Raw genomic sequence first — 18,377 nt, 5'->3', positions numbered from 1 at the left:
CTAAGCCGCCTAAATCCCTATTTAGCGCTAAGCGGTGCAAGCACCCGCTGAACTTCAGCATTCAGCAGCTTCGGATCCGGTTCAGTCACCGGATGATCCTGAAGCTTATACTTCATCTTCAGCTTATAGACCTGTGCGACGCTCTGATCAATCGTGTCCATGGGAATCCGCCCCGCTTGAACAGCGGTACGCAATGCCTGAATAACCGCTATCGCTTTCTGCGGATCGTGCCCAACCATCACGACATTGGAACCCGCAAGAACAGACTTCACAGCGGCTTCCCCCATTTCATAATTTTCCGCAATGGCACCCATCGTCATATCATCTGTCATAATGAGCCCCTTGAAGCCAAGCTCCTTGCGCAGAAGATCCGTCATGATCGTCTTCGACATCGAAGCCGGATATTTCGTATCTATTTTTGGCAGCAAAATATGAGCGACCATAATAGCATCCGCCTGATGCTTAATGGCATCTGCAAACGGAATCAGCTCAAGCTTTCGCAAGCGAGCAAGGTCATTTTGAACAACCGGCAATCCAATATGGGAATCTACAGAGGTATCGCCATGCCCTGGAAAATGTTTCACAACCGGAACGACCTTCATCTCTTGTATACCATTCATCATCGGAATACCGAAGGAGCTGACGAGCGTTGCATTCGCGCCAAAAGAGCGATCGCCAATAACCGGGTTTTTGGGGTTGCTGTTAATGTCCAAATCAGGCGCAAAATCCATATTAAGCCCATAGGCATTCAGTTCTTTCCCAAGCAGCTGACCGATATTGTGAGCCAATTGGGTTTTACCCGATTTTCCAATCGTCTGACTTGTCGGTGTTTTCGAAATTTCATCAGGCAAACGTGTTACCCTGCCGCCTTCTTCATCGACACCAAGCCAAAGTGGAAGCTTGTTCACCGTATTCGTCTTTTTCAAATCATTGACTAGGCTCACTAATTGATTCGTATCTTTCACATTCGGCTTATACAGAATAATGCCACCTACATGATAGGTTGCAATCAATTTCCGAGATTCTTCATTCATATTGTAATCATCGATTCCCGCGATTATCATTTGACCTAGCTTCTCATCCAGTGTCATCTTTGGAAAATCCACCGATCCTGAAGGGGTTGGCGAAGGCGTAGGAGCAATCGACGGGATAGGTGTAGAGGTTGGTACCACTGTTGGCGAAACTGTTGCGGGCGGTGTACTCGGTACGGGAGATCCACTTGGCTGAGCTTCATGGCGTGTCGCACAACCTGTAATAAGGAGCATTATCCCTCCGACGGTTCCAATTCTACGCATTATTTGAGATACATCCCGGTTCATCTTGTCACCTGCCTTTACTTTCACAGTCACTATATAGAGTAGACGCTCTATGCATCGAAATCGTTGAATTGCCACTTCAGTCGCTGCGAATTCCTTTCAAAAAACAAAGCAGCAGCACATAAATCCCATATACCCCTAAATAACCACCAGTGAACAGAAACAGCTTGTTCGTAAAAACAACATGGATATTCGTCATGAAAACCGTATCATCCCGAAGGATTTGGTACACGTTCATGGAACTGATTGCACCAACTATATACGCACATAGAACCGCTGCCCCTGCGAATACATGTTTAAAGGATTGTAGTAACCAAGCACTAGCAAGCATGACTAACGGAATCAGAATAACAAAAATAACGATTATTATCGACATTGTCGCGTTCACCTCTTCAACAGCATTGACGAATTTGCTGTCGAAAATACAGAATCTCACTTGGCTAGTCCCAAGGAATTGAACAATAGGCAATTGATTCTTTTACCTTTCTGTGGCAAGATTAGCGAAGAACCGCAAATAGGAAACTTTGTGCTGATGCCAGAGTCCTTCCTAACCTACGAATGAACAGGAGTTTATGATCTATGTCTAAGCCTTTTTTCCGATTACTGACCGAGTTGTCTTCACGCAAATGGGTCTCACAACTGACAGGTGCCGTTGCCCGTTCCAAAATAAGCCGGCTCTTTATCCCTCGTTTTGCCCAAACCTATGGCATTCGCATTGAAGATGCTGAGAAACACATCAAGGAATATAAGTCATTGAATGATTTCTTCACTCGCAGATTGAAGCCAGGCTTGCGCCCGATCCACGAAGACACGACCCGTGTTGTAAGTCCTGTTGATGCTATGATTACAGGTATCGGTGATATCAAAGAGGGCTTGATCGTCAATGTCAAAGGTCAAGACTATACGATCGACGAGCTGCTAAATCGCTCGCCGCGCACAGTCAACTACAATAATGGCTTTTATTTCGTTCTGTATCTGAGTCCAACCGATTATCACCGTATTCATTCACCAATTTCCGGGGAGATCCTGGAGAAAGAGCATGTCCTTGGAAAAGTGTATCCCGTTAATGAATTCGGACTGCGTCATATGAAACGTGTACTTAGCCGAAATGAGCGATTAATTACATTCATTCAACATGCAACCGGAGAAGTAGCCGTTGTCAAAGTCGGCGCATTGAATGTGAGCTCCATCCAATATGTAACACCACTTCCAAAAACGCTTGAACGCGGTCAAGAGCTTGCCTATTTCGAGTTCGGCTCCACGGTCGTTCTGTTATTTGAAGATGGCATGTTCGAAGTACGCCCTGATCTAAAGCTCGGCTCTAAAGTGAAAATGGGCGAAGACCTCGGACGTTTCTTAGACACCTAGTCGGGAATCAGAACCTGAGAGGAGAAACCATGGCATCCATTTCAACACCATCTCCTAAGCATGGCTCGAAGAGCTTGCAAGGAACGGGAGATATCAAACCTACTGTTTATCGGATTTTATTCGCTATTGGGCTCGTTCATTTGCTCAACGATTCCATTCAATCCGTGATTCCTGCTATTTTCCCCATTTTAAAAGATGAAATGGGACTCAGCTACGCACAGGTCGGCTGGGTGCAATTCGCGATTAACTTTACAGCGTCCATTATGCAGCCTGTCGTTGGACTCTATACGGACCGTAAGCCATCGCCCTACATGCTGCCAATTGGGATGACATCGACCTTGATCGGCATGCTGCTGCTAGCATTTGCTCATTCGTATTGGGTTGTCCTTTTGTCTGTCTGTTTTGTCGGACTTGGCTCGGCTGCCTTCCATCCGGAAGGCTCACGTGTTTCGCATATGGCAGCTGGAAACCGAAAGGGTCTCGCCCAATCGATCTTCCAAGTCGGCGGTAACGCTGGTCAGTCATTGGCTCCCATTATGACCAAATGGATCTTCATTCCGCTAGGATTGTTCGGATCGATTTGGTTTACCGGTGTCGCGGCTATCGCGATCGCTGTGCAAATGTACATAGCGCGTTGGTACAAGGTTGTCCTACAAGACGCACCTGTGAAGGCCAAAACCGTTGTTAAACGTGTTGTTAGTCCGCAGCGGCGCAAGCAAGTCATGTTTGCTATCAGTGTATTGATATTCCTTGTATTTGTTCGTTCTTGGTATGGCGCGGCTATGAGCGGCTATTTCGCCTTCTTCCTTCAAGATACATACGGTATCTCCATTGACCGCGCGCAAAATTTCATTTTCTTATTCCTAGCGGCTGGAGCCGTTGGTACTTTCTTTGGTGGACCGATTGCGGATCGCTTCGGGAAGCGTAATGTCATTTTCTTTTCCATGTTAGGATCGGCACCTTTCGCCTTGTTATTACCGCATGTGTCTGTCGGTTGGGCGTACGTGTTGCTCGTTATTATCGGTGTTATTCTATTATCCAGCTTCTCTGTTACAGTCGTGTATGCGCAAATGCTTTTTCCTGGCAAAGTAGGGACCGTATCCGGACTCATCACGGGATTAGCCTTTGGTCTTGGCGGTATCGGAAGCGTTGTGTTGGGCAACCTCTGTGATGCCATCGGAACAGGACGAGTCATGGAACTATGTGCATTTCTCCCTCTGCTGGGAGTACTTACTTTCTTGCTTCCTACCGATCGTAAGTTGAAGGAATGGACAGAAGAACAGGTCTAAAACACAAAAAGCAGTTCGGCACGCTGGATCAGCGTTGTACCGAACTGCTTTTTTTCATTTAATCGTGATGAGTTTCGTTTACCTCGCGTTGACTGCGACGACGTGCAACTCCTGATTCAAAGGCCGCTTCCATAACGGCTTCTCTAACCTTCTCGACCACAGCGTGATTGAACACGCTTGGAATAATGTAGTACTCGTTCAGCTCGTCCTCATTCACGACAGCAGCAATCGCTTTGGCTGCAGCAAGCTTCATCTCTTGCGTGATCTTGGATGCTCGGCAGTCCAATACGCCGCGGAAAATTCCTGGAAAACAAAGTACATTGTTAATTTGATTCGGATAATCCGAGCGCCCTGTCGCCATTACGCGAACATAAGGCTCCGCTTCCTCTGGCGTGATTTCCGGTGTGGGATTCGCCATTGCGAAAACAATCGGATCTGTCGCCATTCGCTTCACATCATCTTGCTTCAACACGCCTGGTCCTGAAAGACCGATGAAAATATCTGCACCCGAGATGACATCAGATAATGTACCACGTTCTAGCCCTGGATTCGTATTTGCAGCGTACCACTCCCAAGCCTTGTTCGTGAATTCATCTCCTCGTACGATAGCCCCTTGACGATCCACACCAATGACATTGGTAACGCCTGCTGAGATCAGCATTTTGGTACACGCAATACCTGCAGCGCCGATACCCGTAATGACTACCTTACACGACTCCAATTGCTTTCCTACCAGCTTAACCGCATTTAACAACCCAGCTAAAATGACAACCGCTGTTCCGTGCTGATCATCATGGAAAACAGGAATATCAAGCTCCTCAATAAGGCGCTCTTCAATTTCAAAACAACGCGGCGAAGAAATATCCTCCAAATTAATACCGCCAAATCCTGGCGCAATCGCCTTCACGGTACGAATAATTTCTTCGGTATCTTGTGTATCCAAACAAATAGGGAACGCATCTACGCCGGCCATTTGTTTAAATAGCATCGCTTTCCCTTCCATCACGGGCATTGCCGCTTCAGGTCCAATATTCCCAAGCCCTAGAACAGCCGTACCATCTGAAACGACAGCAACAGTATTCCTTTTAATCGTCAAAGAATGTGCCTTGCTCGGGTCTTCATGAATCGCCATACAAACCCGGGCAACTCCTGGTGTATATACGCGGGACAAATCGTCCCTGTTTTTAATCGGTACTTTGGGGGTGACTTCAATTTTTCCACCCAAATGAAGCAGGAAGGTCTGATCTGACACGTTAATGATGCGGACACCTGGAATACCCTTTAGAGCTTTAGTTATCGTTTCCGTATGCTCGGGATCACTTACTTTGACTGTAATATCACGTGTAGTCGTCGTTTTGCTGGCTCTTGTGACGTCAATCGCCACAATATCGCCGCCTGCATCACCAATGGCCGTTGCAATTCTCCCAAAGGTTACGAGTTCTTTATGTATTTCCAGTCGCACGATGACACTTGTGCCCCCACCATTTAATCCAGCCATGAAAGGATCACTCCTACGATTTGTAATTTAATTGAACACATGTTAGATGATAACATACAACCTATTGCAAACAAAGTTATCGCCCAAAAGACTTATTTTGCACAGTGATAGAGACTTTTTATGGTAGGCGAGAAGGGATTTGGTAAAGTACGACACAGATAGAGAAAAAAGATCAAGAAAGGCCCACTGAGATTGGGCGAAAAGAGTCAGGAAATGCTACAGAGATTGAGTGAGAAGAGTCAGGAAAATCCTACAGAGACTGAGCGGAGCAAGGTGATGCCTTGCTTGATCTCTGCCTCTGTTAGATGGGCGAAACCGAAGCAGACTCCCGCTCTGCCGTCCGGGAGCGCGTAGTTGCCGGCGTCCGTCCAGGTCACGCCTACTGCCCGACATGCGGCTGCATACGCAGTATAGGTGCGCAGGTCACCGCGCCACCATCCGAACAGATGCAGCCCGCTATCGCTGTCCACCCACTCGAAGAGGGTGGACAGCTGCTCCTGCAGCAGCGCCTGCAGGAGCAAGAACTTGCTCGCGTACACCCGCCGCATACGGCGCAGGTGTCGCTCGTAGCCGCCGCTCGCCATGAAGGCGGCGAGCGAGCGCTGTTCGAGCAGCCCCGTTGGGTGCGGCTCGTATAGCCGCTTCGCGGCTACAAAAGCGTCGTGCAGGGCCTCCGGCAGCACGACATAGCCGATGCGCAGGTCCTGCAGCATCGTTTTGGAAAAGGTGCCGATGTAGACCACTCGGCCCTCTTGGTCCAGCACCTTGAGCGGCTCAATAGGCCGCCCACGGTGCCTGAACTCGCTGTCATAGTCGTCTTCGACGATGACAGCACCTTGCTCCGCCGCCCAGCGCAGCAGGAGCTGGCGGCGCTCCAGGCCCAGCACCGCCCCCGTAGGGAATTGGCGGCTGGGCGTCACGAACAGCAGCCGTGCGTTCCACGGCTGCGGGATGAGCCCTTGCCCGTCCACTTCCGCGTGGACGGGCACTCCACCAGCCGCCAGCACAGCGCGGCTGGCGCCTTGATACCCGGGGCGCTCCAGCACCACGGGATCGCCTGGGTTTACGAGCAGTTGGGTCAGCAAGGCGATCGCCTGCATTGACCCATTGACGATCACGATGCGCTCCGGGGGCGCATCGATGCCTCGCATCCGCCTCAGATGCACCGCGATCGCTTCGCGAAGCGCGTAGTGTCCCTCAGCGATGTGGGCGTCCGCTTGCGGCGACTCCGTCATCTGCCGCACCTGCTCGTACATGCCGCGGTTCCATTGCTCCCGCGGAAACTGCTCCATCTGCGGACGCGCCACGACGAACGCAATCTCTCTTCCAGCTGGCTTACCCACTAGTTCTCTCTCTTTCCTCTGGTCTTTAACACCATTAACCTTACCCTCTCGCACTTCCCCTTGCTCATTGCCACCATCAGCCTTACCTTCTCGCTTCCCCTGCTCGCTGGCCACATCAGCCTTATCTTCTCCCTTTTTCCTGCGCCCCCCAGCACCCACTCCTTCGCTCACTCGGACGCCCCAAGCCGACAATTCTATATTCTTCCCCACCTTGGTCTCATACATCACATGACCGTCCGCATAGACCACGAATGTCCCTCTGCCAACATCTGCCTGCAAATATCCCTCTGCGATTAACATATCGTACACCTGATTTACGGTTCCCCGAGAAATACCCAGTCGATCAGCCAAGTCCCGGCTTGAGGGCAATTTCGTATTCTGCTTCAACTTATTTCCCACGATCTCATCGCGAAGCGCATGATACAATGCGGCATATTTACTAGGATATCGCATGCAGTACGTTTGAAACGGCAAATAAAATGCCATACAACCACTTCTTTTCTTTTTAAAATGGTACATATAAATTGAGCTATATTGGCACTTATTATTAATCCAATCATACAGTATGCTTACTACAATCACATTAAAATCATTCACGAGTAAGGAGAAATCAAACTATGAATCTACTACCGCCAAACCTAGAAGGAACTCGTGTCAGCTTGCTTCCTTTGCATGAGTCACATATTCCTGGTCTGATCGAGGCTGCCAAAGACCCTGCTATTTGGTCATTTATGACACCTTTGCTTGATCCTGCTGAAGTTCACAAATTTGTATACCAAGCACTTAACGAGCAGGAAGCAGGACAAGGTATCCCATTCAGCGTCTATGATAAAGCTACCGATACTATCGTCGGCAGTACGCGACTATTCGATATTTCCATTCCACATCGGAATATGGAGATTGGACACACCTGGTACAATTCAAGTGTTTGGAGAACTCGTGTTAATACAGAATGTAAGTATTTATTACTTCGATACTGTTTTGAATCTCTTAGTCTTCTGCGTGTTCAGCTCAAAACAGACCTTCGAAACGAACGCTCCCAAGCAGCCATTGCCCGTTTAGGAGCCCAGAAAGAAGGGATTCTTCGTCAACATCGTGTGCTTCACGACGGTTATACACGAGATACGGTTATGTTCAGTATCCTTGACAAGGAGTGGCCGCAGGTCAAGCAACGACTAGAAGGTTTTTTGATCAAATAAACCTATGAGCAAGTGACTGGAACTCGTTCATCCATGGCACTTGCTTCTTTATTTTACGAATCATAGAAAATTTGTTTAGCGCAGTGACGTGCAGGTGTGAAAGTGATATAATAACTGGGAAAAAATGAATCGCTCATTGGAAGGAATGACCCAATCTTATGAATCCTTTGGCAAGTCAGTTAAACGAGACCCTGCAACGTGAAAATTCTCACGTACATGACATGCTTTCCGCATTAGGTAAATCGATTTACTTCCCGAAAGAAGGCATTCTCAGCCAATCGGCTGAAGCGAAGGCCAAAGCCAAGAAATTCAATGCTACTATTGGTATTGCCATCGAAAATGGTCAACCCATGCATCTGAAGGTCATTCAAGATACACTCTCCACTTACAATCCTAAAGATATATATGAATATGCTCCACCGGCTGGTAAGCCTGAACTTCGTACAGCTTGGCGTAAAAAAATGCTCGAGGAAAACCCTGGCATTGGCAGCAAGTTGATCGGTAACCCGATTGTAACGAATGCCTTGACACATGGTCTAAGTATCGCTGCTGATCTTTTTGCAGACGTAGGTGATGCCGTTATTATTCCTGATAAAAACTGGGAAAATTACGAGCTCACTTTCGAGATTCGCCGCGGTGCTCAAATCGTGAACTATCCGCTTTATAACGAACAAGAGCGTTTTAATTCCGAAGGCTTGCGTGAAGCACTTCTCGCTCAGAAGTCCAAGGGCAAAGCGATCGTTGTGCTGAACTTCCCGAACAATCCAACGGGCTACACACCTGATGTTGAAGATGGCAATGCCATTACTGCCGCGATCAAAGAAGCTGCTGAAGCTGGGATTAACGTAGTTGTTCTAACTGACGATGCTTATTTCGGTCTTTTCTTTGAAAATTCATTGCATGAATCCTTGTTCGGTCAATTGGCTGACCTGCATCCGCGTGTGCTTGCTGTCAAAATTGACGGAGCAACCAAAGAAGAATACGTGTGGGGCTTCCGTGTAGGCTTCATTACGTATGCGGGTCAAAGCGATGCACTTCTTAGTGCTCTTGAACAAAAAACAATGGGAATTATCCGTGCGACCATTTCTAGCGGACCTCATCCGTCCCAAACGTTCGTGCTTCACGCCTTGAACTCACCAGAATTCAATGTTCAGAAGCAAGAAAAATACGAAATCATGAAAGGCCGCGCGAACTGCACCAAATCCATCTTGGACAGTGGCAAGTTCGACGATGCATGGGGCTACTACCCTTTCAACTCCGGCTATTTCATGTGCTTGAAGCTCAAAACCGTTGACGCTGAAACATTGCGCGTTCATTTATTGAATCAGCATGGTGTAGGAACAATCGCTCTTGGCGAGACTGATCTTCGTGTAGCATTCTCTTGCATCGAAGAAGGCAATTTGGAAGAGTTATTCAATATCATCTATCAAAGTGTTAAAGAAATAGAGACCGTTGCCGCAAGCAAATAGGCAGGCAACACAAAAAAGAGGGCATCCCATAAGTCATGTATGTGGCGGGAACCCTCTTTTTCATTTTATAGAATCCAAACCATTCCTCGATACAAATCACCTTATTCTTCTCGTGGAAGTTTCATACGACATAAGATGTTCAGATCATCCCCTAAACTCCTCGTGTAATCGTACTTTTGAAGTAAAGCGCTCACATACCCGTCGAACATTGTGGAGGCGGAGCTACGACAAAGGTTGAACTGTTGCGTTTATATCGCCCCTGTCCTACCTTCACCTCGATTTCATCGAACTCCTCGACAAGTCCGCCGCCAATCATTTTCCCATCCAATACCACCATTATGTAAGTTCCAAACAACATCGCATTCGTAAAATCAGCATCCCGATGTATGATATTCATAGGCCCCCCGGTAAATTATTTTTCTACTATTGCTCTTTATAAGCCACTATAACTTATCCAACGTTACAGATTGGTTACACGCAACAACTCCAGCGAAATGCATGGAACGATCCTCGCCCTGTCGTCTGTTCATTTCGAAGATGCCGTCTGCAGCCACCTAACTGCAGGCAATATGAGAATTGCCACAGCAGCTAAAACGCATATCGCTACAATCCTATTCCCTAACAAGAGTTGAACAACCGAAGAAAGCACAATGCCCCCTAAATTGCCAAACAGCAGCAGCAAGCCTGTGACGGCGCCGACTGACTGCGGATCGGATTTGGCCTCTGCCAGCGAGAGCATCACGGGTGCTCGCCACCCGTCTCTTCTTCCCCCGGCTTCCTGCGTAATGGCCTTGATGTTAACATCCAATAAATCCAAATCTACGAATGCAAATGGCTTCGGTACATCTGTGAAAATCTGTTTATAGTACTCGTAGGATCCTATCATGAGATTTACCTCTTCCTAGTGAGCCGTATTTAAGGCTTAGTCAGCCTGCGTATGATTTTCAACCCGAATTTGCTAGACGGATATCGAAAAGGGATATCGAACTTCGTCGTCTGCTTTAATATACTTTTCATATGTGAAAATATTTGAAAACTCATCTCGCCATGATAACTGCCCATTCCGCTCTCGCCGACTCCGCCGACAGGCAAATGCGTTGAACCAAAATGCATCAGCGTATCATTGATACAACCGCCGCCGAATGAAATTCGCTCAAGCAAGACGTCTTGCACCTTTTTATCCTCCGAAAAAACATACAGTGCCAACGGCTTCGGCCGAGCATTGATCATAGTTACCACTTCATCGATGCTGTCATAGGTCAGGACAGGAAGAATAGGGCCGAAAATCTCCTCCTGCATGACAGGCATATCCCATGTAATCTGTTCAAGCACCGTCGGTTCGATTTGCAGCGTCCGATCGTCAGCTAACCCACCGATAGCGACCTTCCCTTCATTCATAAAATGATGCAACCGCTCGTAATGACGGCGAGAAATGATTTTGCCGTAATCGGGGCTTTGCAGCGGCTTGTCGCCATAGAAAGATTGGATAGCCTCTTGCAAATAGGCCAGTAGCTCATCTTTCACGCTCCGATGCACAAGCAAATAGTCCGGAGCAACACAGGTCTGTATCGCATTAGAGAACTTCCCGAAAGCAATACGCTGCGCCGCCAGTTTTAAATGTGCGTCCTGATGAACGATGCATGGGCTCTTTCCACCGAGCTCTAGCGTGACTCGCGTAAGTCGCTTCGATGCTGCCTCCATCACAATTTTGCCAACGGCTACGCTGCCTGTAAAAAAGATCTTGTCAAACGGTTGCTCCAGCAACGTACGACTTTCTTCCACGCCACCTTCCACAACAGCAATAAATTGCGGTTCAAAGGTAGCACATATTAGCGTGGTCATCACGGCTGACACCGCTGGCGCTAGCTCTGAGGGCTTCAACACAACTGTATTGCCAGCCGCAATCGCTCCCACTAACGGATCAAATGCCAGCATAAATGGATAATTCCACGGTGCAATGATAAGTGCCGCACCCAGTGGTTCAGGGATAATGTAGCTGCGACTCCCCGAATGCGTCATCGGCGATTTCACTTTCTTCGGCTTCATCCAACGTTTCAGATGCTTGATGACATGTGTTATTTCTTGATATACGATGCCTATTTCAAAGGCATACGCTTCCTTCTCTCCCTTATTCAAGTCGGTGCGAAGCGCCTGGATAATCGCTGATTCCCGTTCAACAATTGCTTGCTTCAGCTTTTTGAGCTGTGATAGACGGAAATCGAGTCCTCGCGTAGCACCCGTGTGATAATACTTTTTTTGCTGATCCATCAATTGGCTTATCGACATACGATCCTCCTCTCCGATATTTATATCCTGGTTGTAACCAAAACTATATGTAACCGTTTACAAATATCAATATTAAACAATTACTTAATCCTATAAGGATACCATCCCAATCCCCGCAGTGACAATATCCCGATACTGCTCTCAAACCACCATAGCCCCCTCTATCACATCAACAAAGTCCCATTGAAGATCAAGTATTTTATGCGTCCAGGCAGTGTGCGGAAGAACGCGAATACAATTAATATTGACTTCACTTTTGATCAAATACTCCTGGCAATACGATGGCGATTCACACAGCGGATTATATCCTTTCGCAATATTAGGTGACCAGTCAGCTAATCTCTTGGCACCTCGTTCCTCCGACTCTTAAACGCGGTTACAATCGTCAGCAAAAGGATAGGAACAACGCCCGCAACCGTTATAAATAATGGCCAAACCATGCCCACATGTTCACTGAATTCTAATTCGTTCCGAAACATGCTCATTGATAGCAGCAGCACCAAATTGGCTATTGGAAAAATCAGGATCCGTTCATTCGGCAGCTGAAATAATTGGCAAAGTCCCAAATTGATGGCAAACAGCACAATTGTTGCTTTCATATATGAGCCCGCGATCAATGCCAAGCCAATCACAGATTCGATTCGTTCAATCACCTCCGCGAGTTCAATCAATCGTGCAATTGTAAATAATGAAAATTTGATATTCCCAGCTGTGGCCCCCAGCGCCATGATTGTACACATAATGACTAAGGTTAGCGAAATCCCGCTGATAAGAAGCGCTAAAAACATAAACTTCCCCAAAGGTTCCTGGTCTTTTCGAACAAACGGAAGAACCATCGTGAACAGAATCAGTTCCGCGTAAGGAAATCCCCATGCGATATAGGCGCCATGTAAAACCGGTTTGAAACCATCTGGAAATAAGGGTCTGAGAAACTCCACATGGTAACTAGGAATCGTTAAAAGTAAAACGGCGACGCTGAAGAACAATATCAAGATGAGCAGTAAAGTAAACATCCTGGCCATGACCTCAATACCTGAACGAACGGTCATGGCCGCAGTGAAAAGTACTAGCAGGTGGAAGACATATGTGGGTGTTTCCCTCATCATTGTACTTTTAAAAAATCCGCCGATATCCCCTACAATATTACTCAGCATCATGAGGGACATCAAAAAGAAAGGAATGGCGATAATAAAGGTCAACAGCCTTCCAATTGCCTGTCGACTGTACTGGATGAGCGTTTGATCCGGATATTTCCGGTGCAGATAAAGAACACAGAACAACAAGAGCATCCCGCATCCGTTCGCCATCCATAAAGAAATCCAAGCGGCATTTTTTGCCGCACCAGTCAAAGGCGCTGGTATATTTACGATCGCCGAACCCGTCAGAAAGGAGAGAAACAACGTTGCCATTTGCCGAGAACTAACCGTAATCCGCTTTTTCATCATAGGAAACCCCCTCCCCCTTATTGAAATATTGATCGTTAAGATGAAAGTTTAACCGACTCTACAATTCGTTTCGCCGGATCTTTCAAGACGGAATGAATCCATTCGTCCAGATTCGACCAGTGTAGATCCAGCACATAAATAAGACATGGATATAGAGCAGCAGTCATCAGCATAAGATAAACGAGCCGCTCCCTGCCGCTAGCAAGCTTTAGATTTGGCCTGTCATATACAAAAATGGCGAAGTATACCACAAGTGAAATCATGACTTTCTGGGTCATACTTTTCTCCCCTTCGACCGCATCGTAAGTCGGGACTATTTGGCAATCGGTAAACCAAGGTTCGCACCGGTATTAATAATGTTCACCTCAACCTCAATTGTAAAAGGTATATTGGAAAACCGTTCTTCCCAATCCGGCTTCCAACGTTTCCATAGTGCGGGGTCCTGACGGTATATCCGATTTCCGATTCCAAACACATCTAATCTTTCTTTCTGAATATAAGCTAGCGCGCTTTTTAAATCCTCCTCGACTGACGATTTGACTCTTTCGTTAAACTTCATTACATCTTCCGGGGTTCGCAGAGACGTGCAGATAAGTTCGGCGGCATAACCTATTATATGAGTCGATACATGGACAGCTGCCGAATCATCCTTAATCTTTATGTCCAGTTTTGTTTTGGCCGACTCCACTTCAACGGCTTCCATTTTCTTTTTTTTTTTGCTCTGATCCGGACAATCCACTTCGATAATGCCTTGTTTATATTTGTCTAGCAGTAACAACAGGCTTTCGATATTTTTGGATGCAACCGTGTCAACCATCTTCCCATTCTTTAACAACGCCAGTCGGGTAACGGGAGAGGAGAGCGGCACATTCTTCGGATCAAAGTAGACGAACGGCATTGTGGCGACGCCCGTTTCGCTTTTCAAATCCAGCATCAGGTCCAAAAAAGAGGTTTTTGTGGTTTTGCCTGTATACTGGTAAGCCATTCTTTCTGACTCCCGTAATTGCTGACCTACGGTCGACTCAATCAATGGCTTCGTATCTTTCAAATAAATATCCGCCTTATTTTTGCCAATCATAACGCTGACTGTCGCTCGAGGTTCATTATCCCTTGCAAAAAAATCGAGGATTTCTGCGATATTCCGTTTTTTGGCAATGTCTTCCCCGATGATTAGGACCCGCATATGGCTCCACTGCGGTTTTCGACCGAAATGGATGGTCATGTCACGGATCGCTTCAAACACGGTCTCGCCTCTTGATTTAATATTGATTAAGCTTTCACCTGATGGTCCAATGCCTTTGGATTGGCCTCCTCCTGAGACAGGCTTATAGAATTGGATGGTCAGTTCAATGTTTTCTCCATCCTCAGCCTGATCGATCGCAACTCCCTGAACAAAAGCATATGTATCCAGCTCCATTCTATTCCAGCAGCCTGTTAAGAGGGAAAGGAGAACACAAGTTAACAAAGCGACGCCAAACGTCCTCACCATTTATCCTTCTTTCTTGTTTGCTGTATGCCGCTATGCTGATGCCGGTTTCGCGGTGAACGAAGAAGAGAACTCAGTGGCGCCCGGACAAACACATCATGTAATTGGCGTGGGCGAAGCGGCCCCAAAGGAGCCAGGTAGGGCTGTCCCAACGAGCGCAAACTCATCATGTGCAGCAAAAGCAACAGAAACCCGATCATGAATCCGAATCCCCCCAATGAAGCGGAAAGGAACATCAATGGAATACGTAAGATTCGAACGGCATTACCGAGATTGTATTGCGGAAGCGAGAATATGGTGATCCCGGTAAGGGCCACCACGACGACCATGATCGGAGAAGCGATGCCGGCATTGATGGCCGCTTCGCCGATAACCAGCGCCCCTACAATGCTCACGGCAGAGCCGATGGGGCGAGGCAATCGCGCCCCTGCTTCAGTCAGAATTTCAAAGAAAAAGGTCATGATCAGCGCCTCTATAAAGGATGGGAAAGGAATACCTTCGCGCGTGTTCAGTATCGCTAGCAGCAGCACGGTTGGAATCAACTCGGGATTAAAGGTGGTTAATCCAATATAAATACTTGGAAGCGTCAGTGTTATGAAAAAAGCGGCGAACCTAATCAAACGGACAAAGGACGAAAAAACCGTTCTAGAGTAATAATCTTCGGGAGAAAGCAGGAACTCAATGAAAAGACCAGGACAAATAAGAATCGACGGGCTCCCGGAAACCATCACAATAATCTTACCGTCCAGGAGGGCAGCAGCCGCTACATCCGGACGTTCCGTAACCCGGAATTGCGGTAACGGCGAATATATCGAGTCTTCAAGCAGTTCTTCGATATAGGAGCTTTCCAATATTTCCATTTCTTTAGCTTGTGAAATCCGCTCCTGAAACTCCGCCAACGTTTCCGGATTTACAGCCCCTTCAATATAAGCGTAAGCAACCTCGGAATTCGATTTCCCTCCTCCTTTAAAGAATTCCAACTTAAAGTCAGGGGTTTTCAAGCGAATCCGTATCAGACCAATATTTTTCCTTAGATTTTCTACCGTGCTCTCGTGCGGACCTCTCACCACTGGCTCAATCAAGTTCTCCGTCACTTGTCTCTCTTGAAGCGTTATCGCTCTGAAGCTCAGCGCCTTGTCCCACTGGTCGAAGAATACAACAACGTTTCCTTCTAATATATCTTCAACCGCTCTGTCCAAATCTCCGATCACATGTGCGGTTTCCTCGGAAGCCCCATGACTCTCGAAAAAGTTGATCACATCAACTGGTTTGATATCTGTTGCCGGCCCTATTTGATGAGTAACCAGATCCTGCATGACGGTTTTAAAATAATTTTCCTTTTTGTCTTGAACCAATGTTATACAATAAATGGCCATCGCCTCATATTGGAGATTGGGCCCATAATGCCATGGTATGAAAATGATGTCTTTGCAGTTCGCGAGGATTTCTTCCAACCGTTGTCTGTTATCATTCAAGCTCGGCATAATCGGTGCATTCACGTTCGAAGATTCATGCTTTATTGCATCCAGCGATTTTTCCTGGGTGAATGAAAGGGCTGTCCGATGTCTCCTGAACATTTTGAACAAATCCATTCAGACAACCCTCCTTCTTCCAGTCGTATTCGGAAACTAAAGTTATAATAACCAATAAAAGGTATTGTCATTCAACAGTGAGAAGTAACAGCCCAAATCATATAGGGGGATCCTGACAAATATTTGAAGCAAATTTTAACAAAAAAAAACCACTCCCTAATCAGAATTGATGTTCTGATAGGTAAGTGGTCTAATATATAGGAATTATGTGCAGGTATGCAAGATCTCTAAATTTAACCTTATAAAACCTGTGAAGCCTTACGGGATGCGGTCGGAGGGATTTGAACCCTCACGCCTTGTGAGCGCCACCCCCTCAAGATGGTGTGTCTGCCGTTCCACCACGACCGCTTAAGAAAGTATACTGGGGATCTAGGATTTGAACCTAGGCATGACGGAGTCAAAGTCCGTTGCCTTACCGCTTGGCTAATCCCCATTAGATAAGGGAAGAGGGCGACCGATGGGACTTGAACCCACGAATGCCGGATCCACAAACCGGTGCGTTAACCCCTTCGCCACGATCGCCACAGTAGGAATATTATTCCCTTAAAACTAGATACGAAACTTCAACGTAAAGTACTATACTTAGGAATTTTGGTTAAGCCCTCGACCGATTAGTATTCGTCAGCTGCATACGTTGCCGCACTTCCACCTCGAACCTATCAACCTCGTCGTCTACAAGGGGTCTTACATACTGGGAAATCTCATCTTGAGGGGGGCTTCGCGCTTAGATGCTTTCAGCGCTTATCCCCTCCGTACATAGCTACCCAGCGATGCCTCTGGCGAGACAACTGGTACACCAGCGGTACGTCCATCCCGGTCCTCTCGTACTAAGGACAGCTCCTCTCAAATTTCCTACGCCCGCGACAGATAGGGACCGAACTGTCTCACGACGTTCTGAACCCAGCTCGCGTACCGCTTTAATGGGCGAACAGCCCAACCCTTGGGACCTACTTCAGCCCCAGGATGCGATGAGCCGACATCGAGGTGCCAAACCTCCCCGTCGATGTGGACTCTTGGGGGAGATAAGCCTGTTATCCCCAGGGTAGCTTTTATCCGTTGAGCGATGGCCCTTCCATTCGGTACCACCGGATCACTAAGTCCGACTTTCGTCCCTGCTCGACTTGTAGGTCTCGCAGTCAAGCTCCCTTATGCCTTTGCACTCTGCGAATGATTTCCAACCATTCTGAGGGAACCTTTAAACGCCTCCGTTACATTTTAGGAGGCGACCGCCCCAGTCAAACTGCCCACCTGACACTGTCCCCATACCGGATCACGGTACTAGGTTAGAACTCCGATACGATCAGGGTGGTATCCCAACGGCGCCTCCACCCAAGCTGGCGCTCAGGCTTCAAAGGCTCCCACCTATCCTGTACAGATCGTACCAAAGTCCAATATCAAGCTGCAGTAAAGCTCCATGGGGTCTTTCCGTCTTGTCGCGGGTAACCTGCATCTTCACAGGTATTAAAATTTCACCGGATCTCTCGTTGAGACAGCGCCCAAGTCGTTACGCCATTCGTGCGGGTCAGAATTTACCTGACAAGGAATTTCGCTACCTTAGGACCGTTATAGTTACGGCCGCCGTTTACTGGGGCTTCAATTCATAGCTTCGGGTTGCCCCTAACCACTCCTCTTAACCTTCCAGCACCGGGCAGGCGTCAGCCCGTATACTTCGCCTTGCGGCTTCGCACAGACCTGTGTTTTTGCTAAACAGTCGCTTGGGCCTTTTCACTGCGGCCCCCTCGGGCTATTCACCCTACCGAGGCACCCCTTCTCCCGAAGTTACGGGGTCATTTTGCCGAGTTCCTTAACGAGAGTTCTTCCGCGCGCCTTAGAATTCTCTTCTCACCCACCTGTGTCGGTTTGCGGTACGGGCACCTTCGCCTGGCTAGAAGCTTTTCTTGGCAGTGTGAACTCATGACCTTCGGTACTTAAATTTCCCTCCCCATCACAGCCCAGCCTTACGATGTGCGGATTTGCCTACACATCAGCCTCACTGCTTGGACGAGCATCCATCAGCTCGCGTCACTATCCTTCTGCGTCACTCCATTGCTCATAACGGCTACGGTGGTACAGGAATTTCCACCTG

The 18,377-nt window shown here is 47.5% G+C and carries 15 protein-coding genes, 3 tRNA genes and 1 rRNA gene (1 of these 19 running past the window's edge); 4 read left to right on the top strand and 15 right to left on the bottom strand.

The window, feature by feature from the left end; genetic code table 11:
- Positions 1-17: 17 nt before the first annotated feature.
- Together nagZ and ACSQ8P_RS08950 are read right to left on the bottom strand one after the other, a co-directional pair.
- Positions 18-1,295 (bottom strand): beta-N-acetylhexosaminidase, encoded by a 1,278-nt coding sequence (gene nagZ / locus ACSQ8P_RS08955; protein WP_436234857.1) that lies wholly within the window; start codon positions 1,293-1,295, stop codon positions 18-20.
- 100 nt (positions 1,296-1,395) lie between these two features.
- Positions 1,396-1,692, bottom strand: coding sequence for a transposase (locus tag ACSQ8P_RS08950; RefSeq protein ID WP_436234856.1), 297 nt, complete (start codon positions 1,690-1,692; stop codon positions 1,396-1,398).
- Between the two features lie 203 nt (positions 1,693-1,895).
- On the opposite strand from ACSQ8P_RS08950, the gene asd reads away from it, so the two are divergent.
- Together asd and ACSQ8P_RS08940 are read left to right on the top strand one after the other, a co-directional pair.
- Complete coding sequence (gene asd, locus ACSQ8P_RS08945) at positions 1,896-2,684, top strand: archaetidylserine decarboxylase (protein ID WP_436234855.1); 789 nt, start codon at positions 1,896-1,898, stop codon at positions 2,682-2,684.
- A gap of 29 nt (positions 2,685-2,713) precedes the next feature.
- Positions 2,714-3,973 carry an MFS transporter gene (locus tag ACSQ8P_RS08940; protein ID WP_436234854.1) on the top strand — a complete coding sequence of 420 codons (1,260 nt, stop codon included), beginning with the start codon at positions 2,714-2,716 and terminating at the stop codon, positions 3,971-3,973.
- Positions 3,974-4,031: 58 nt separating this feature from the next.
- Here the strand turns inward: ACSQ8P_RS08940 and ACSQ8P_RS08935 are convergent, their stop codons facing one another.
- Positions 4,032-5,471: an NAD-dependent malic enzyme gene (locus tag ACSQ8P_RS08935; protein WP_436234853.1), complete on the bottom strand. Its 1,440-nt coding sequence runs from the start codon at positions 5,469-5,471 to the stop codon at positions 4,032-4,034.
- Between the two features lie 239 nt (positions 5,472-5,710).
- Positions 5,711-7,411, bottom strand: coding sequence for a PLP-dependent aminotransferase family protein (locus ACSQ8P_RS08930; RefSeq protein ID WP_436234852.1), 1,701 nt, complete (start codon positions 7,409-7,411; stop codon positions 5,711-5,713).
- 20 nt (positions 7,412-7,431) lie between these two features.
- Here ACSQ8P_RS08930 and ACSQ8P_RS08925 point away from each other — a divergent pair, with 20 nt between their 5' ends.
- Together ACSQ8P_RS08925 and ACSQ8P_RS08920 are read left to right on the top strand one after the other, a co-directional pair.
- Complete coding sequence (locus ACSQ8P_RS08925) at positions 7,432-8,013, top strand: GNAT family N-acetyltransferase (protein ID WP_436234851.1); 582 nt, start codon at positions 7,432-7,434, stop codon at positions 8,011-8,013.
- A 158-nt stretch (positions 8,014-8,171) separates the two neighbouring features.
- Positions 8,172-9,482, top strand: a complete 1,311-nt coding sequence (locus ACSQ8P_RS08920) for an aminotransferase class I/II-fold pyridoxal phosphate-dependent enzyme (RefSeq protein ID WP_436234850.1) — start codon at positions 8,172-8,174, stop codon at positions 9,480-9,482.
- 190 nt (positions 9,483-9,672) lie between these two features.
- Here ACSQ8P_RS08920 and ACSQ8P_RS08915 read toward each other — a convergent pair whose 3' ends face one another.
- From ACSQ8P_RS08915 to ACSQ8P_RS08865, 11 genes are all read right to left on the bottom strand, one after another.
- Positions 9,673-9,879: a hypothetical protein gene (locus ACSQ8P_RS08915; RefSeq protein WP_436234849.1), complete on the bottom strand. Its 207-nt coding sequence runs from the start codon at positions 9,877-9,879 to the stop codon at positions 9,673-9,675.
- 129 nt (positions 9,880-10,008) lie between these two features.
- On the bottom strand, positions 10,009-10,368 hold the full coding sequence (locus ACSQ8P_RS08910) for a hypothetical protein (protein WP_436234848.1): 360 nt from the start codon (positions 10,366-10,368) through the stop codon (positions 10,009-10,011).
- A gap of 29 nt (positions 10,369-10,397) precedes the next feature.
- A complete protein-coding gene (locus ACSQ8P_RS08905; protein WP_436234847.1) occupies positions 10,398-11,768 on the bottom strand; it encodes an aldehyde dehydrogenase in 1,371 nt (456 codons plus the stop codon).
- Between the two features lie 335 nt (positions 11,769-12,103).
- On the bottom strand, positions 12,104-13,213 hold the full coding sequence (locus tag ACSQ8P_RS08900; protein WP_436234846.1) for a GerAB/ArcD/ProY family transporter: 1,110 nt from the start codon (positions 13,211-13,213) through the stop codon (positions 12,104-12,106).
- A 35-nt stretch (positions 13,214-13,248) separates the two neighbouring features.
- Positions 13,249-13,491: a hypothetical protein gene (locus ACSQ8P_RS08895; RefSeq protein ID WP_436234845.1), complete on the bottom strand. Its 243-nt coding sequence runs from the start codon at positions 13,489-13,491 to the stop codon at positions 13,249-13,251.
- A 35-nt stretch (positions 13,492-13,526) separates the two neighbouring features.
- Complete coding sequence (locus ACSQ8P_RS08890) at positions 13,527-14,702, bottom strand: Ger(x)C family spore germination protein (protein ID WP_436234844.1); 1,176 nt, start codon at positions 14,700-14,702, stop codon at positions 13,527-13,529.
- Positions 14,696-16,291 carry a spore germination protein gene (locus ACSQ8P_RS08885; RefSeq protein ID WP_436234843.1) on the bottom strand — a complete coding sequence of 532 codons (1,596 nt, stop codon included), beginning with the start codon at positions 16,289-16,291 and terminating at the stop codon, positions 14,696-14,698. Before ACSQ8P_RS08885 ends, ACSQ8P_RS08890 begins: the two co-directional genes overlap by 7 nt.
- Positions 16,292-16,557: 266 nt before the next feature.
- Positions 16,558-16,639: transfer RNA gene (locus tag ACSQ8P_RS08880), tRNA-Leu, on the bottom strand.
- A gap of 13 nt (positions 16,640-16,652) precedes the next feature.
- Positions 16,653-16,724, bottom strand: a tRNA-Gln gene (locus tag ACSQ8P_RS08875).
- A 16-nt stretch (positions 16,725-16,740) separates the two neighbouring features.
- Positions 16,741-16,813: transfer RNA gene (locus ACSQ8P_RS08870), tRNA-His, on the bottom strand.
- A gap of 69 nt (positions 16,814-16,882) precedes the next feature.
- A 23S ribosomal RNA gene (locus tag ACSQ8P_RS08865) occupies positions 16,883-18,377 on the bottom strand; it runs 1,544 nt beyond the window's last position.

The sequence above is a fragment of the Paenibacillus sp. LjRoot153 genome (assembly GCF_964253085.1).
GTDB lineage: Bacteria > Bacillota > Bacilli > Paenibacillales > NBRC-103111 > Paenibacillus_E.
Note: the sequence above shows the minus strand (reverse complement) of the source record. Positions and strands in the feature narration are given on the sequence as shown.

Coding starts and splice junctions, on each gene's coding strand:
- ACSQ8P_RS08890 (WP_436234844.1), bottom strand. CDS start 14,702: ATGGTGAGGACGTTTGGCGTCGCTTTGTTAACTTGTGTTCTCCTTTCC.
- ACSQ8P_RS08920 (WP_436234850.1), top strand. CDS start 8,172: ATGAATCCTTTGGCAAGTCAGTTAAACGAGACCCTGCAACGTGAAAAT.
- ACSQ8P_RS08905 (WP_436234847.1), bottom strand. CDS start 11,768: ATGTCGATAAGCCAATTGATGGATCAGCAAAAAAAGTATTATCACACG.
- ACSQ8P_RS08935 (WP_436234853.1), bottom strand. CDS start 5,471: ATGGCTGGATTAAATGGTGGGGGCACAAGTGTCATCGTGCGACTGGAA.
- ACSQ8P_RS08925 (WP_436234851.1), top strand. CDS start 7,432: ATGAATCTACTACCGCCAAACCTAGAAGGAACTCGTGTCAGCTTGCTT.
- ACSQ8P_RS08885 (WP_436234843.1), bottom strand. CDS start 16,291: ATGGATTTGTTCAAAATGTTCAGGAGACATCGGACAGCCCTTTCATTC.
- asd (WP_436234855.1), top strand. CDS start 1,896: ATGTCTAAGCCTTTTTTCCGATTACTGACCGAGTTGTCTTCACGCAAA.
- ACSQ8P_RS08950 (WP_436234856.1), bottom strand. CDS start 1,692: ATGTCGATAATAATCGTTATTTTTGTTATTCTGATTCCGTTAGTCATG.
- ACSQ8P_RS08910 (WP_436234848.1), bottom strand. CDS start 10,368: ATGATAGGATCCTACGAGTACTATAAACAGATTTTCACAGATGTACCG.
- ACSQ8P_RS08900 (WP_436234846.1), bottom strand. CDS start 13,213: ATGATGAAAAAGCGGATTACGGTTAGTTCTCGGCAAATGGCAACGTTG.
- ACSQ8P_RS08895 (WP_436234845.1), bottom strand. CDS start 13,491: ATGACCCAGAAAGTCATGATTTCACTTGTGGTATACTTCGCCATTTTT.
- nagZ (WP_436234857.1), bottom strand. CDS start 1,295: ATGCGTAGAATTGGAACCGTCGGAGGGATAATGCTCCTTATTACAGGT.
- ACSQ8P_RS08915 (WP_436234849.1), bottom strand. CDS start 9,879: ATGAATATCATACATCGGGATGCTGATTTTACGAATGCGATGTTGTTT.
- ACSQ8P_RS08940 (WP_436234854.1), top strand. CDS start 2,714: ATGGCATCCATTTCAACACCATCTCCTAAGCATGGCTCGAAGAGCTTG.